Below are 14,142 nucleotides of genomic sequence, written 5' to 3' on the forward strand. Positions count from 1 at the left end.
CCCGAACAAGCAAGCCCCCAAAACAGCCAACAAAGGACACCGCCATGACCGAGATGAAAATACTGCCCGTCGAGCGCGCCATCGAATGGATCCGCGCCTGGGCCGAACTCGACTGGCCCATCACCTGGGAAACCGCCTACACCACCCGCGACAAACTCGGCTGGACACCCAACCCACAAGACCCCGAACTGTTCACCACAGAACTCACCGTCAACGAAGACGGGGGTTACCTCAGCACACTAGACGACGCTTGCAGCGGCCTCTCGATCCCGCTCTGCTCTCGTAACCTATCAGCCGAGCCGAACACTCCTTGGACGACTTCCCTGTGGCAGGCATACGATGCCATCGCTAACGCACTCACGCAGCTATACGGCACCGGCAAGCAGACCGGCGACCGAAGCGACGTTCTTCAAACCGACTGGATACTCAACAACCAAGTCACCGTAAGCCTAGTAGCCTCGGACAAGTCCATGAGCGTCATGCTGGACTCACCCGAAGTCACCGCGATTGATCAATGGGATTCATACTACGTTGAGAAGTACGGCGAGGACTATGTCGACGACTGACCCCGGCACCACCCCCGGCGTCATACAGCATGCGCGCCCTCCCGGTCGAGCGCGCCATGGATTCGCGCCTAAGCCGTCCAGTCTGTTCCATCGAGCCCACATTGTCACAAACGGTGACAAACGAGCCCGAGGCGCTGGCCCACGACTCACGAAACGTTGGAATCATGCGGTTGCGAAAACCAGGCAGGGCAGCGAATCCGGCGTTTGTCACCGTTTCTGACAATGCTGGCCACCGAACGCCCCGCTCTCAGCTCTCCTCGTCGAACCGACTGCACGAAGGTGCGCCCTACTACATCTGCCGGTGAGCCCGACGTCCTGCCTCGTTCCATCCAGCGGTCCACGGAACAGTCGGTGGGTTCTCCCGGCCTGTGATGACATGGACCTTGCCGTTGACGACGCGGCGGAGGGACCTGTCTAGCTGCTGCCGATAGTTCGCCATCGTCTGCTGCGCCGCGGCTTGCCGACCTCGCCCCGCGTGTGGCTGCGCGCCGGGCAGGTCGATGCGTGGCGCTACATACAGCTTCCGGGCCCTCACCGCCTTGCGGCACATCTGCCGCATCTCCCGATCGGTGTGTCCGTCGCGGGTCCCGGCGTGCATGCCCGCGAGCGTATCCGTGACCTTCTCGGCCACGACGGCGACCAGGTTCTTGGGCTCTTTCGCCTCCTGGTAGGCGTAGTCCTTCGCCTCAATCAGCCACAGCTGGTCACCGGTAGAGGGAGCGGGTGGACTGCTCGAGTTCAGCGTCGAGGGCCGTAATGACGGGCAGGTCGTCAAGGTCATCGGCCTGGGCCACGGACACCGGGCCGCCGTCGGTGCGGTCAAGCCCGAAGTAGCGGATGTCTGCGTCCTCCCGCTCATCGAGCATCTGGAGTTCGCGCAGGAGGAAGAGACTGTGGGTGGCGAGGAAGACCTGGACTCCGCGGCGGGCGAGGTCGGCGATGAGCGGGGCGAGGAGCCGAATGGAGGCCGGGTTGAGGTTGGCCTCGGGCTCGTCCCAGAACAGGTACCCCTGATCCTTGAGGACCCCGTTAGCGAGGAGCACCTGGATCATGCCGAGCTTGCGGTGCCCCTCGGAGACCAGCGGCGCCTCAAGCTGAACACCCGAATCACCCTCGGCGTCGGGCCGGAGCACGAAGCGCTCGTCCCTCACCTCGAAGCGCCCGCCGACGATGCCGCCGATGACGTCCTCGATCTTCGTGTCGGAGCGGTCCTTGAGCCGGGGGCGGTAGAGGAGCGTCGCCAGGTCGTTCCAGGTCTCATCGAAGGGGACCTCGTAGGTGGCGAAGAGCGAGCGCAGACCGTGGGCGACCGAGAGGATCTCGTGTGCGGGAATGAAGACGGGAAAGGCCTGAGCACGAATCCGCCGACCGCCGCCGGGAACCGGCCCGCAACTTTCCCGGTCGCCCGGCGATTCAATTGTTACATTAGCGCCCATGAGTATTGAGGCGACGGAGGTTACGCGTTTCTTCGGCTCGGCGCCCGCCGTGCAACGGTTGAGCCTGTCCGTACCCGGCGGAGCCGTCACCGGCCTGGTCGGCCCCAACGGGGCGGGCAAGACCACGCTGCTGCTCATGCTGGCGGCCCTACTACGGCCGGACGCGGGCACCATCCGGGTGGCCGGACTCGACCCGGTGGCCCAGCCGCGCGAAGTGCATCGGGCCGTGGGCTGGATGCCGGACGCCTTCGGCACCTGGGACTCCCTGACCTGCACGGAGATCCTGCTGACCTTCGCCGCCGCCCAGGGAATCGACGACGCCACCGCTGGCGAGCGCGCCGCCGACATGCTCGCCCTCGTGCATCTAGAGGACATGGCCCGCACCCCGGCGCGGGTGCTCTCGCGCGGGCAGAAGCAGCGCCTGGGGTTGGCCCGCTCGCTGCTCCATGCCCCGCAGGTGCTGCTGCTCGACGAGCCCGCCGCCGGCATGGATCCGCGCTCACGCATGGACCTGCGCGTGATCCTGCGGGAGCTGGCGAGCCAGGGGATGACGGTGCTGGTGTCCAGCCACGTGCTGGGCGAGTTGGAGGAGATGGTCGACGGCGTGGTGTTCATGTCCCGCGGGCGGGCGCTCACGCCGCCGGGCGCCGAGATGAACACGGATACGGATACAGAGCCCGGCCACGCTCAACCGGCCGGGCAGGGGCAGGCCGCGGCGGAGGCACCCGCGCAGGCCGACGCCGGAGAGCCCGCCAGCGCGGTGACCCCGGTACGCCCCGCGCCGCTGCGCGCCACCTGGCGGATGCGGGCGCTGGACGGCGACCGGCTCGCGGCGTGGGCGCGCGAACAGGCACCGCCGGGTGCCGGCACCGAGTCCGACGGCTCGCTGCGGCTGCGGGTGCCCGACGACGTCGCGGCCGCGCGGCTCCTGCGCGACGCCGTCGCGGCCGGCGTGGAGGTCGTGTCCTTCGCACCGGCGGCGGGCGAGCTGGAACAGGCATATCTCGCACTGGAGGAGGAGCGCGCATGAGTCAGCGGGGAGTACACACCGTGGCGGTGCTGGAGCTGAAGCAACGGGTGCGGGCCACGCGCTGGTCGATGATGCTGCTGGTGTGGGCGGCGGTGCTGACGGTGCTGTTCGTAGGCATGCTGTGGCTGGCCGCCTCCGTGGGTGCCGATTACGAGGAGTTCGCACCGCTGCTGTATGACGTGGTGCTGTGCTTCGTGCTCGGGATCGGGCTGATCGTGGCGCCGACGCTGTCGGCCACCTCCGTCAACGGGGACCGCACCGATGCGACCCTGGCGCTGTTGCAGGCGACGGCGCTGCGTTCCTGGGAGATCGCCGTCGGCAAGCTCCTGGCGGCGTGGTTGGCGGCCATGGCCTTCCTGGCGGTAGCACTGCCCTTCCTACTGGTGCTGACGCTGATGGGTGGGGCGACCTTGATGGCGCTGCTGGGGCACCTGTTGCTACTGGTGGTGACGCTGGGCTCGGTGTGCGGGATCGGCCTGGGGTTCTCCGCGGCCACGGCCCGCCCCTCCGCCTCCGCGGTGCTGACCTACCTGGTGGTGGCGGCCCTGGTGATCGGGACGCCGCTGACCATGGTCATCGGGCTTTCCGGCGCGCGGCAGCAGCAGGAGATGATCGAGTACTCCATCGACTACGACGCCTCCACCAACGACCAGCTCGTGTGTGAGGCAGAGCCCCACACCTACCACAACACGGTCACCCACACCGAGTGGGTCTGGTGGCTGCTCGTGCCCAACCCGTTCGTGGCCCTGGGGGATGTTTCCGCGCGCGCCCCGCTGGAGCAGCCCTCACGTGAGTACAGCTCCGAGAACATACTGGAGGGACTCGGCCAGGAGGTGGACTGGATGCGAGACCCGCAGCCCTCACGAGTCATCGACAATCCCTGCGCCGAGCCGGCCGACGACACCGACTCCACCGCCGGGGCCTCGAACTACGACTATTTCCGCGACCACTACTCGGTGGGCCACGTGCCGTTCTGGCCGGCCAGCGCCCTACTGCTGTTGGCACTGGGCGCCATTGGTGTCGCGGCCGCAGCCAAGCGGCTGCGCACCCCGGCGGGGCCGCTCCCCCGCGGCATCCGCCTGGCGTGACCCGTCAGGCGGAGCGATCTGCTCCACCGCTTACGGCACCTGCATGCTCCTGGTGGCACGGGCACGGGCGGCCGCTCGCGTCGACCCCGCCCGCAAAACACGACCTTGGGGTACGTTCCACGACCCCGGGGTGGTCGTGATTTATACCCCAAGGTCGTGCAGTGTCACCAAGGTCGTGTTTTGCGCGGCGATGGCGCAAGCCGTATACACGGTCATTCCGCGCTGCCGTCGGAGGAAGCGGCAGCTCACTCCGAGAAGTCGTCCTGCCGCACCTCTCGTTCGCCGAGCTCCTCGGAGAGCGTGACTCGCACCGCCGACTGCACCGCAATCGCCGGGCAATCGCCGTCGGCCATCTCCGGCAGAACCCCGTAGCTGAGGTTGATGGTGACGTCCTGCGGGGTCTCCAGCAATTCCACCGACACACCCTCACATGTGGGCGAGCCACCGGTAAAGCTGACCTCGACAGTAGTTGAGTCGATCAACTTCCACGATTCCCACCGGAGCCGGGACGGTGATACCAGATCATCACGGGGCGTCAACAGCGTCGGCTCGGCGCCCTCAGCAATGGAAGGCGCAGGCGCCGCCGTTGAGTCCATGGGCCCGGCTGACAGCTTCACTCCGCCTGAGGACTGGGCTCCCGTAGGCGCCGTCCCCATGGTGGAGGATGACGGAGCTGAACGTGAGCACGCCGTCAGAACCGGCACCGAAATGGCGGCGGCGCTCGCGACAATGGCCATTCTGATACCGTTACGTCGTCCAATGGCAGGCATGGTGCTCCTCCCGCGGGCTCAACTTCCTCGACCTTGAGCGGTTGACAGTGACCCCAGCGTACCCTGCGATTCACGATCACGGGCGCCTTGGCCCAGCGCGCCCGGACTGCGCCGCCAGGTCCGCATTGCCTCAATCCGTTAGAAAGGACCCCCGGTACCCGCACCAAGCTGGAAAACGCGGGAATCATACGGCGCCGCGAACGAATAACGCGGCGGCACCTTTCGCTGGCTACCGCGCAGAGGATTCAATCCTGCATCCCGCGCCCCGCAACTCACCCACGCCCCCCGCAACTCACCCATCCGCGTCAACACGCCGCCGCCCCTCGAAGGCGCGCCCGAGGGTGACCTCATCGGCGTACTCCAGGTCGCTGCCCACCGGCAGGCCGGAGGCGAGCCGCGATACGGGCACGGCCATGGTGCGCAGCATGCGCGTCAGGTAGGCGGCGGTCGCCTCACCGACCACGTCAGGGTCGGTGGCGATGATGACCTCCTCCACGGCTCCGTCCCCCACCCGGGTGAACAGCTCACGAATACGCAGGTCGTCCGGGCCAACCCCGTTGATCGGGTCGATGGCGCCGCCGAGCACGTGGTACAGGCCCCGGTACTCGCGAGTCCGCTCAATGGCGACGACGTCCTTGGGCTCCTCCACCACGCAGATGACGCTGCGATCACGGCGCGGATCGCGGCATACGGTGCACTGCTCGGACTCGGCAACGTTTCCGCAGGTGACGCAGAACCGCACCCGGGACTTCACAGCGCGCAGCGCCTCCACCAGGCGCTCAACGGTGTCAGTGTCCGCCGACAGGATGTGGAAGGCGAGCCGCTGGGCGGACTTGGGGCCGATACCGGGCAGCTCGCCGAACTGGTCAACAAGGTCCTGAAGCGCACCCTCATACGCAGCGGGCAAAGTCAGTGTCCTTCCTGGGTAACCGTGATCTCCTCCAGGACGGTTGCGCCCAGGAGACGTTTGACGACTTCCAGCCCGACGACGCCGGCCTCCTCGGCGTCCTCATCATCCTCACTGGGAAGGTCGTCTTCAAGAACAGGACGCGCAGGCGCTTGCGGAGCGCTGTCATTGCGGTGCTCCCGGGCACCGCCCCGGGCTGCGGCCCGAGCGGCCGCCTGCGCCGCAGCCAGCCGCGCAGATCCGACGCGCGGGCCGCCGTCCGCAGGTCCCTCAGGATCGCCGGGCTCCTCCGGCACCGGTACGCCGTCGGAGAAGGTCTGCTCCGGCCCGTCCCAGGCAACCGGTGCCAGCCGGTGCGGCCGGGAGTCCGCCGGGATCGCCGACGGCGGCTGGTCACCGAAACCCGAATCGTCCTGATGCGCCGGCGCCGAGTCCAGAGGCCGCTCGGCGGCGCCGGGCGATTCCGTCTTCGGAGGTGAATCCGGTGACGGCTCGGGAATCTCCGGCAGGGGGCGCAAGCGGTGGACGGTGGCTAGTGGGGCCGCATCGGGATCGTCATCCCGGCCTGCCGTCGGCGCGGGGCCGGACGCCGCGTTAGCCGCCTCAGGGCTGGTCTCCGCTTCTGCCGCGATACCGGACGCATCGGGTTCAGGCGCCCACTCCTGTGCCCGGGCGGAGGGGCCTGTTGGGACGCTGATCGGTGCGGGCGCCACCACTGCCCGGGCATCCAGCGCGGCGTCCGCGGGGGATGCGTCACTGGGAGGGGTGGCGCCGCCATTCGCAGGTCCCGCCGACGGCGCATGCGGTTCCAGAGGTCCTGCAGTGGGTACCAAAGGCTCGTCCGATAAAGGCGCGGCCTGCGGCGCGGAAGCCAGCGAGTCTGGCTCGCCGGCCAGCTCACTGCCAGGCCCGCCGGCCGGCTCGCCGGCAAAGTCACTGCCTGGCCCGCCCGCCAACTCACTGCCTGGCTCGTCGGCCGGAATCTGGCCCGAACCGGTCGGTTCCGGGCTCGGGGCGCTCTCGGCGGCGGTGATCGCCTGACCGCGCGCACCGCCCCTACTACCGGGAACAGCGACCTCTCCCCAACCGTCGTCGCCGACGGGTGCAGCCGGGCCTGCTGCCGCCGCGGGCCCGCCCGCAGCGCCCACACCACGCGGGGAGCCATCCGCGGAATGTCTATCGCCGTCAGTGGCGGCCCGTGCCGGGTTGGCGCCGGACCCACCGGCAGGGGCATGGGCGGACGCCCCCGAGCCACCGGCGTTCCCGCCCTGCCCCGGTCGACCGCCGTACCCGCGGCGGAGCCCAGCCGGGCCACCACCTCCCCGGGGGCCGTCCGCACCACCGGGACCGCCCTGGGGACCGGCCAGCACGGCGTGTACCTCCAGCTCCAGGCCCAGTGCCTGGCGGATCGCCTGTGCGAGCACCGGTCCGTGGCCTCCGTTCTCGAAGGCGTTGACCAGGCCCTGCCCCGTGAAGATGACCTGGAAGACGCCGCCGCTAATACCACCGGGCTGAGAGTTGGGCCCCACCAGTGCCCAAGTGGCCCGGCGCGAGCGCTTGGCGGCGTCGAGCACCTCCTCCCAGCGGGAGCGGATCATCTCGGCGTCGGCGGCGCCCCCTGCGGGGGCTGATCCCCCCTGTTCCGGGGCGCTAGGCGGGGAATCCTGAGCAGGGGGTCGCGTCGCCATGCTCCCCGGGGCGGCGTCGTGTCCGGGGCGGGCGGGGCGGTCCGGCTCAGGCGCGCCCGTCGGTGCGCCGCCGACCGCCTGGGGCGCAGCGGCTCCGCCTGCCACGCCGGCACCCGCCCGTAACTGGTCAGAGGCCGCAGCGTCATGGTCGCGCGCTGGTGCGGGGGCTGCCGGGGCCGCGGACTGCGGGGCTGGCGCCGCAGACTCCGCGGGCAGCAGCAGGCGGGCCATGAGCAGTTCCAGCTGCAGCCGGGGGGAGGTGGCACCCACCATCTGGTCCAGGGCCTTGGCAGTGGCGTCCGCAGCCCGGGACAGCCCTGCCGCGCCAATGGTGCGGGCCTGGCCCTCCATGCGGGAAAGCTCGTCGGCGGGCAGAGAGCCGAGGGCGGGCCCGGCCTCACTGCCCGCCAGGGCGATCACCAGCAGGTCCCGCAGTCGCTGCAGCAGATCCTCGACGAAGCGCCGCGGATCGTGCCCGGAGGTGACCACCCGATCCACCACCCGGAACACGCCCGCGCCGTCGGCCGCTGCTACCGCGTCCACGCAGGAGTCCAGCAGGGTGGTGTCCGTGTAGCCGAGCAGCGCGACGGCGCGCTGGTAGTCGACCTCGCCGTCGACGGCGCCGCCGATCAGCTGGTCCATGACCGACAGGGTGTCGCGCACGCTGCCGCCGCCGGCGCGCACCACCAGCGGGAACACGCCCGGCCCGACACCGATCCCCTCCGCCTGGCACAGGCGCCCCAGGTAGTCCTCCAGGATGTCCGGCGGCACGAGCCGGAAGGGGTAGTGGTGGGTGCGGGAGCGGATTGTGCCGATCACCTTGTCCGGCTCGGTGGTGGCGAAGATGAACTTCACGTGCTCGGGCGGCTCCTCGACCAGCTTGAGCAGGGCGTTGAAGCCCTGCGGGGTGACCATGTGGGCCTCGTCGAGGATGAAGATCTTGTAGCGGTCCCGCGCCGGGGCGAAGGAGGCGCGCTCACGCAGGTCGCGCGCGTCGTCGACGCCGTTGTGGCTGGCGGCGTCGATCTCGACGACGTCGAGCGACCCCGGCCCGCCGGTGGCCAGGTCCCGGCAGGAGGGACACTGCCCGCAGGGGGTGTCCGTGGGGAACTGCTCGCAGTTCAGGCAGCGCGCCAGGATGCGGGCGGAGGTGGTTTTGCCGCAGCCGCGCGGGCCAGAGAAGAGGTAGGCGTGGGTGACGCGGTCGGCGCCCAGGGCCGCCATGAGCGGAGCAGTCACGTGCTCCTGCCCGATGACGTCCTGGAAGGTGTCGGGCCGGTAGCGGCGGTAGAGGGCGGTGGTCACGGTCCGACTCTAAACGGGTGCACCGACACGATGCGACGCCTGGCGCATTGCCAATCGCTTAACCACTGGGGAAGGCATCTCGCTCCCGCCCGGCGGTGAAGCCCCTGGGGGCGTTACTCGGTGCCGAGCTGCGCGGTGAGCTCGTTGCAGAAGGCGGCGGCCTCGTCGACGGTGATGAAGGTGGAGTATGCCGTGACAACTAACGCGCCGTCGGCGGTCTGCAGGTAGCAGAGGGGATGGTCGCTCCCACTGGAGGTGCCGCACAGGCCGGTGCCGCCGGGCACCGTGTCGTTCAGGTTCTCGATCGCGCCCGCATAATCCATGCCCACTATGAACTCGACGCCGATGGCGTTGAAGGCGCCGGCATCTTCATCGAGCTTGTACTCCTCCGCGTCTCCGAGGCTCCCGGTGTGGGTGAAGTCGCCCACCTCCTCGGGCAAGTCCCGGTTGTACATGGCGGAGATCATCGCGCCCTCGGGCGCCGGGGTCGCCGCGCCCGCGGAGTCGGCATCGGCGCCGGCATCGGCCTGCGCAGAATCCGGGGCGTCAGTATCCGCCTCCTCGCCGACGTCCTCGGTTTCAGCGGCCAGCGGCTCCGTCTCCTCGGCGGCTTCGACCGTCTCGGTGACCACCGCATCGGCCGCTGCGTCCGATGACCGGGCGGAGGAGTCGGAGGATCCGCAGGCGGCCAAGGTCACCGCAAGGCTCCCGGCCAAGAGCAGGGAGGCCATACGTCCAATATTGCGTTTCGAGTTCTGTTTAATAGCCATGCCGTAACTGTAGGCCATCCCACAGCGGACTTCCATGGGCAGTACGACCCGCGCGTCACCCGGCGGGGCACACGCCAACGCGTCGGCACAGGCGGATGACGGCGAGGGACCGCGCGCACTGAGGCACAAGAGCAGGCGCACAGGAGAGACGCACATGAGCGGACGTAAAGGACCCCTCGTGCACCCGCCAGAGCCCGCTTACCCTTGCTACCTTCCGGTCCTGGGGGATTCACTGGATGACGCCGCACGAGGGGCCGGGCCTGAGACTACCTGATGATGCCCGGAGGCGGTCAAGTCACCGCCCGGGCCGGTACCACCCACTCCGCAGGTACCACTCGTGACCGATGCCACCACTCCGGGTTGGCGCTAAGGGCACTCGGTCCGATATATTCGCTTCTCGCTACGCGCGGTGAGCAGCCGCGTGCGGCACCTGGAGGATTCGCCTAGTGGCCTATGGCGCACGCTTGGAAAGCGTGTTGGGTGCAAGCCCTCGGGGGTTCGAATCCCCCATCCTCCGCCACCACTTTTCCCCGGAATCACAACGATTCCGGGGATTCTCTTTTCCTCCTGTCAACATCTGCCCACCACCGACGTGACGAGAACCACCACACAGGCGCATGAAAAAGGGCCGCCCCACACCCAACCGTGTGTGGGGCGGCCATCTGCATGTGGCGGCACGCCGCCCGCGGGGACGACGACCACCAGACCCGCTCCGTGGAGGCCCGCATAGACCGGCAAGTAGCGTGCAGGCTCATCACCCCAGGCGCCTACCGGGCAGCCGAGGCCCTGGTGGAGCCACACCTGGGGGCACTCGCCGTCGAACTCGACGTCCCAAGCTGGATCAACCTTGCCTATAGGGAGACGCTGCGTCGTCACAAGATCGTTGCCTGAGGCTGCCTCAAAACCGCGCAGACGAGCTAAACGCAGCGCAAGATAAGAGACGCCATCACTACCTAACCCTCAAGGAAGAGGCAAACATGAAGCCCTCCGGCTGAGGGATCGCACTGCGCGTCCTCGGCGTCCTGTCCGCGCTCCTCGCAGGCCTCTGGGTCATCGGGATCATCGGCGCCATGGCCACCGCCGACTATAGCGCCGGAGACGCCGTAATCGGCTCCCTGATCCTCGTGATCCCACCAATCGTGGTCGCGGTGCTCCTGTTCCTCGGAGCCCGACGAGCGGACAGAACGGCCGCCGAGCGCGCAGTCCGACAAGCCACTCAACTCGCCGCAGCCCGGCCGACGCCACCGCAACCGGCCCTGCTTCAGCCCCAGCCCCTGTTGCCACAGCATCTCCCACAACAGCCCCAACCCCAACCGCCGCAACCGACACCACCGCGACCGATTCTGCTGCAGCCACACCCCCACGACGAATCTCAGAAGGCCAAGGCAGCCGAGGATAAAGCCGCGAAGCGATGTCGGATGGAAGCCGAGCGGCAGGCAGCCGAGGAAGAGCAGGAGGCAAAGCGCGCTGAGCGGAAAGCTGCCAGGGCTGCGCGCAGAAAAGAACGCGAAGAGAAACGAGCTGCTGCCGCGGCAGCCGCCCGCGAGCGCGAGCGGGCCGAGCAGGAGCGCAAGGACCGGGAGGGCTACAGCACTGCAAGAGGCGATTGGGTGCCGCCGAAGCCGCTGGGGACGCTCGTGGACCCATGGGCTCCAGGCCAATCGTTGGAGGTTGTGGGGGAGCAGTACCGACAGCGGGCATTCGTGCGCCTACTGGGTCGCAAGCCGGGGTTCGACCAGTACGGCGGCGCCGAAGTCTACGGGGAGGGGATTCTCGTCCCAGATCCGAATAATCCCTACGGTGGGGATGGCGCGGTGGCCGTGTACTTCGGTGGGGAGCACGTCGGATACCTCGCCCAAGAGGACGCCGACAGATACTTTCCGACGTTGGAGAGCATGCATGACAACGGGGTACTCGTGCGGGTTCGGGCGAGGATCTGGGCGAGCCGCCCCTCCGCCGGCGGCGACGTCAACGCCCGCGTGACGCTCGTAGTGCCCGAGCCATCAGGCATGTATCCCTCCAATGACTTCCCCAACGTGCCGTATGCCGTAATCCCGACGGGCAGACGCATCCAAGTGACCAAGGAGGATGAGCACATGGACGTCCTGGCCGGGTATGTGCTCCGCGGCGTCAACGTAGACAACCATGTTGCGGCGTCCCTGCGGTCCATTAACGAGATCCGGCCTCGGTCGTCATACGAATGCGTGCAGGTCGAGATCGACGGGCAGCGCGTCGGAGTACTGACCAAGGGACAATCGGACAAGCTCCTGCCCCTGGTAAGGCACATTGAGCAGCGCGGCTACGTGCCGATCGTAAGGGCCGTGGTCAAGGGCACCAAGCTCAAGGCTGACGTCGTGCTCAACACCGCCGATGCGGAAACCATTGACGAGGACTGGCTCGACGACCTGGGCGAAGCGGTCACCGACGCGAACATTGACAAGATGCCCGCCACCACGCCCCGCCCGGACTTCGACTGGGACGACTAACCCGGCAGCCGCGAAACACGGCTGAGGGGCCACGCCAGATCTGACGTGGCCCCCTCAGTGTTCGTTGGGTCTGGTGGACTCATTACTGCGAACGTCGAACACTCAGACGGGCCGCGATCCACGACGACACAAAGTCAAGCTCCACATCGCCCTTGACCACAGCTAGAACCAGAGCCTCCGCTTCGGCGTCGTCGGCGCGGATGCTGTACCCGGAGCGTGCCAGGAAGTACACCAGGCACATCCAGGCCGTGCGCTTATTACCGTCGGTGAAGGCATGGGCCTGATTGATCGCGTCCAGAAGCGCGGCGGCGCGCCCGGCTAGCGTTGGGAACAGTACCTCCCCGCCGAACGTATGGAACGGGCGCCCGCAAGCGCTGCGGAGCTTGTCATCACCGATGATCGCGTATCTCGAACCGAATTCGCGCTCGTGGTAACAGAGAGCGAACCGATAGATAGCGTCCGCGGGATCTTCACTCTCGATGTCCTCGCTCACGAGGCCAGACGTTCAAGTAGTCCGGCCCAGCGTTTCTCCTCTGCTTCCATGAAGCCAGCTGGGAGATCGTCCCACCGCGCCTCGTCAGTGACCGTAGCGGTGGTAGTTGCGTTCCCGGGCTTGGAGAAGAACCGCAGCATGGACTCATGCGTGATCTCCGTCCGGCTGGACTCCTCTGGTGCGAGGTCACCACGTGCCTCAACCCAAGGATCGGACTCGTGAGTTAGCTTCATGAGGTCTACGGGGCGATTCTCGTGGTTGTTGGTGACGATGGCTCCGATCAGATGCTTCTGAGCCTCGGTCAAGACGCTCGTGTCAGCGCAGTCAATATCGCTGGTCTCGTACCTGTCGACAAAGTACACAGCCGGGTAGACGGGGCCGTACTGCCAGGCCTGGGGAGTCTCGGGGAAGAGGGGGTTCCCCGTCTGGGCCAGGTAGGAGCCCTGGATGAGGTACAGCAGCTTCTGGAGCTTCATCCGATCAGCACCGGAGTCCTGCGAGCGAATGTACTTGCATACGGCGAGGAGTACAGGAGACGCGGGGGGGTAGGACCTGGTAGGACGAACGATCGACTTTGTCATGGTGATTCACCTCATCTCTCAACGCGATGCTGAGCGGCGAGACATTCAACGTCATCGTATGGAGGACCAGCAAGACCTGGCGAGTTTTGTGGCGTACTCCTCGCAAACTCAAGCTTACCAGCTCACATCGGAGCCAGAACAGAAGTTCAGCGCCGACGTAGGCAGGATGACCTACTGGGCGAGGGCGAGCATGGTTGGCATAGCGTCGGCGACGGCGCGGCGGCGATCATCCACGAGGCGGCTGTGTGGCGTAGGCCGTGGATGCGTGGGCGCACGTCGAGGGCCTGCCCCTTGGGCAGTGGCTTGACGCCGTCAAGGAGGCTGGTGGGCCGGCGGCGGCTGACGGGGTCCTGGGCGGGGCGGCCGGAGGCGAGGCGGGTCACGGGCGCCCAGACGTGCTGGAAGAACACGTTGTGGCGTACCGGGTTGCCGGACGGGGTGGTGAACAGCAGGTCGGTACGCGAGCGGCCCCGGGCCGTGGCGGTCAGGCGGTAAGGCGGTCTTCACCGGCGGAGCCTGCCCCACCCGCCCGGCGCTGCGCGCCTCACCACCGAGCACGCCCAGCTCCCAAATCGGCCTGCGAGCAACACACCGTGCCCTGTCACGGATTGCACCACTTTCACCGCCGAAGCCCCATGCCCCAAGGCCATAGCCCGCATGAACACTTGCCTCGACGACCCCAAGCCAACTCACCACAGCGGAAAGTGGTGCAATCCGTGACACCTGCGCGCCCGCATCGCGCAGTCAGCACAGGTTCCTAGCCATTTCACAGCGCTGCGGCGGGCCTCCTCCCAGGTGCGGCGGGTTACATGGTTACTGCCGCCGGACGGAACGGGTCACGAGGGAATGGGGAGCCCGGTGACTGGCCCGAGTCCGAGACGGGGCGGGTATATGGGAGCCCGCACCGCGTCGCTCCGGCGAAGGAGGACCGCCCCTCGGGACCGGGAACCCCGAGGGCACCGCGCACCTCGCTGCGGTGGCCTGCGGGCCGTGCATGCTTGCCGGCCCGCAGGCCACCGGCT

At 67.9% G+C, this 14,142-nt stretch carries 13 protein-coding genes, 1 tRNA gene and 1 other RNA gene; 6 read left to right on the forward strand and 9 right to left on the reverse strand.

Annotated elements, in window-relative coordinates; all coding sequences use genetic code 11:
• Nucleotides 1-44 precede the first annotated feature (44 nt).
• Entirely contained in the window at nucleotides 45-566 is a 522-nt protein-coding gene (locus tag GZ998_RS10900) for a DUF6301 family protein (protein WP_162678759.1), read from the forward strand.
• Nucleotides 567-855: 289 nt separating this feature from the next.
• Here GZ998_RS10900 and GZ998_RS10905 read toward each other — a convergent pair whose 3' ends face one another.
• Together GZ998_RS10905 and GZ998_RS10910 are read right to left on the reverse strand one after the other, a co-directional pair.
• The gene (locus GZ998_RS10905) at nucleotides 856-1,347 is read right to left on the reverse strand and encodes a hypothetical protein (protein WP_219109846.1); all 492 of its coding nucleotides are present in this window, start codon (nucleotides 1,345-1,347) and stop codon (nucleotides 856-858) included.
• On the reverse strand, nucleotides 1,271-2,002 hold the full coding sequence (locus tag GZ998_RS10910; RefSeq protein WP_219109847.1) for an ATP/GTP-binding protein: 732 nt from the start codon (nucleotides 2,000-2,002) through the stop codon (nucleotides 1,271-1,273). Before GZ998_RS10910 ends, GZ998_RS10905 begins: the two co-directional genes overlap by 77 nt.
• Here GZ998_RS10910 and GZ998_RS10915 point away from each other — a divergent pair.
• Entirely contained in the window at nucleotides 2,001-3,032 is a 1,032-nt protein-coding gene (locus tag GZ998_RS10915) for an ABC transporter ATP-binding protein (protein ID WP_219109848.1), read from the forward strand. The two genes, GZ998_RS10910 and GZ998_RS10915, sit on opposite strands and share 2 nt — an antisense overlap.
• Nucleotides 3,029-4,120: an ABC transporter permease gene (locus tag GZ998_RS10920; RefSeq protein ID WP_219109849.1), complete on the forward strand. Its 1,092-nt coding sequence runs from the start codon at nucleotides 3,029-3,031 to the stop codon at nucleotides 4,118-4,120. Before GZ998_RS10915 ends, GZ998_RS10920 begins: the two co-directional genes overlap by 4 nt.
• 245 nt (nucleotides 4,121-4,365) lie before the next feature.
• On the opposite strand, the gene GZ998_RS10925 is transcribed toward GZ998_RS10920, so the two are convergent.
• The 5 genes from GZ998_RS10925 to ffs all read right to left on the reverse strand — a co-directional run bounded on the left by GZ998_RS10925 (nucleotide 4,366) and on the right by ffs (nucleotide 9,819).
• Complete coding sequence (locus GZ998_RS10925; RefSeq protein WP_219109850.1) at nucleotides 4,366-4,602, reverse strand: hypothetical protein; 237 nt, start codon at nucleotides 4,600-4,602, stop codon at nucleotides 4,366-4,368.
• A gap of 580 nt (nucleotides 4,603-5,182) precedes the next feature.
• Nucleotides 5,183-5,797 (reverse strand): recombination mediator RecR, encoded by a 615-nt coding sequence (recR, locus tag GZ998_RS10930; protein ID WP_161925141.1) that lies wholly within the window; start codon nucleotides 5,795-5,797, stop codon nucleotides 5,183-5,185.
• 2 nt (nucleotides 5,798-5,799) lie between these two features.
• Complete coding sequence (locus GZ998_RS10935; RefSeq protein WP_162679749.1) at nucleotides 5,800-8,790, reverse strand: DNA polymerase III subunit gamma and tau; 2,991 nt, start codon at nucleotides 8,788-8,790, stop codon at nucleotides 5,800-5,802.
• Nucleotides 8,791-8,903: 113 nt separating this feature from the next.
• A complete protein-coding gene (locus GZ998_RS10940; RefSeq protein ID WP_162679748.1) occupies nucleotides 8,904-9,560 on the reverse strand; it encodes a hypothetical protein in 657 nt (218 codons plus the stop codon).
• A 164-nt stretch (nucleotides 9,561-9,724) separates the two neighbouring features.
• An RNA gene (gene ffs, locus GZ998_RS10945) (signal recognition particle sRNA small type) lies at nucleotides 9,725-9,819 on the reverse strand.
• Between the two features lie 173 nt (nucleotides 9,820-9,992).
• Here ffs and GZ998_RS10950 point away from each other — a divergent pair.
• From GZ998_RS10950 to GZ998_RS10960, 3 genes are all read left to right on the forward strand, one after another.
• Nucleotides 9,993-10,080, forward strand: a tRNA-Ser gene (locus GZ998_RS10950).
• A 146-nt stretch (nucleotides 10,081-10,226) separates the two neighbouring features.
• The gene (locus GZ998_RS10955; RefSeq protein WP_161925145.1) at nucleotides 10,227-10,451 is read left to right on the forward strand and encodes a hypothetical protein; all 225 of its coding nucleotides are present in this window, start codon (nucleotides 10,227-10,229) and stop codon (nucleotides 10,449-10,451) included.
• 527 nt (nucleotides 10,452-10,978) lie between these two features.
• Nucleotides 10,979-12,046 carry a hypothetical protein gene (locus GZ998_RS10960; RefSeq protein ID WP_161925146.1) on the forward strand — a complete coding sequence of 356 codons (1,068 nt, stop codon included), beginning with the start codon at nucleotides 10,979-10,981 and terminating at the stop codon, nucleotides 12,044-12,046.
• Between the two features lie 82 nt (nucleotides 12,047-12,128).
• Here the strand turns inward: GZ998_RS10960 and GZ998_RS10965 are convergent, their stop codons facing one another.
• Both GZ998_RS10965 and GZ998_RS10970 read right to left on the reverse strand, forming a co-directional pair.
• Nucleotides 12,129-12,539 (reverse strand): type II toxin-antitoxin system death-on-curing family toxin, encoded by a 411-nt coding sequence (locus GZ998_RS10965; protein ID WP_161925147.1) that lies wholly within the window; start codon nucleotides 12,537-12,539, stop codon nucleotides 12,129-12,131.
• Entirely contained in the window at nucleotides 12,536-13,120 is a 585-nt protein-coding gene (locus GZ998_RS10970; RefSeq protein ID WP_162679747.1) for a Panacea domain-containing protein, read from the reverse strand. The genes GZ998_RS10965 and GZ998_RS10970 overlap by 4 nt, the downstream gene beginning before the upstream one ends.
• Nucleotides 13,121-14,142: the final 1,022 nt, after the last annotated feature.

Source organism: Actinomyces sp. 594 (assembly GCF_019325145.1).
Taxonomy (GTDB): domain Bacteria; phylum Actinomycetota; class Actinomycetes; order Actinomycetales; family Actinomycetaceae; genus Actinomyces.

Excerpts from the sequence above, each read along its gene's own strand:
- GZ998_RS10900 (WP_162678759.1), top strand. The coding sequence starts at position 45 with ATGACCGAGATGAAAATACTGCCCGTCGAGCGCGCCATCGAATGGATC.
- GZ998_RS10905 (WP_219109846.1), bottom strand. The coding sequence starts at position 1,347 with ATGACCTTGACGACCTGCCCGTCATTACGGCCCTCGACGCTGAACTCG.
- GZ998_RS10915 (WP_219109848.1), top strand. The coding sequence starts at position 2,001 with ATGAGTATTGAGGCGACGGAGGTTACGCGTTTCTTCGGCTCGGCGCCC.
- GZ998_RS10910 (WP_219109847.1), bottom strand. The coding sequence starts at position 2,002 with ATGGGCGCTAATGTAACAATTGAATCGCCGGGCGACCGGGAAAGTTGC.
- GZ998_RS10920 (WP_219109849.1), top strand. The coding sequence starts at position 3,029 with ATGAGTCAGCGGGGAGTACACACCGTGGCGGTGCTGGAGCTGAAGCAA.
- GZ998_RS10940 (WP_162679748.1), bottom strand. The coding sequence starts at position 9,560 with ATGGCTATTAAACAGAACTCGAAACGCAATATTGGACGTATGGCCTCC.
- GZ998_RS10955 (WP_161925145.1), top strand. The coding sequence starts at position 10,227 with ATGTGGCGGCACGCCGCCCGCGGGGACGACGACCACCAGACCCGCTCC.
- GZ998_RS10960 (WP_161925146.1), top strand. The coding sequence starts at position 10,979 with ATGGAAGCCGAGCGGCAGGCAGCCGAGGAAGAGCAGGAGGCAAAGCGC.
- GZ998_RS10970 (WP_162679747.1), bottom strand. The coding sequence starts at position 13,120 with ATGACAAAGTCGATCGTTCGTCCTACCAGGTCCTACCCCCCCGCGTCT.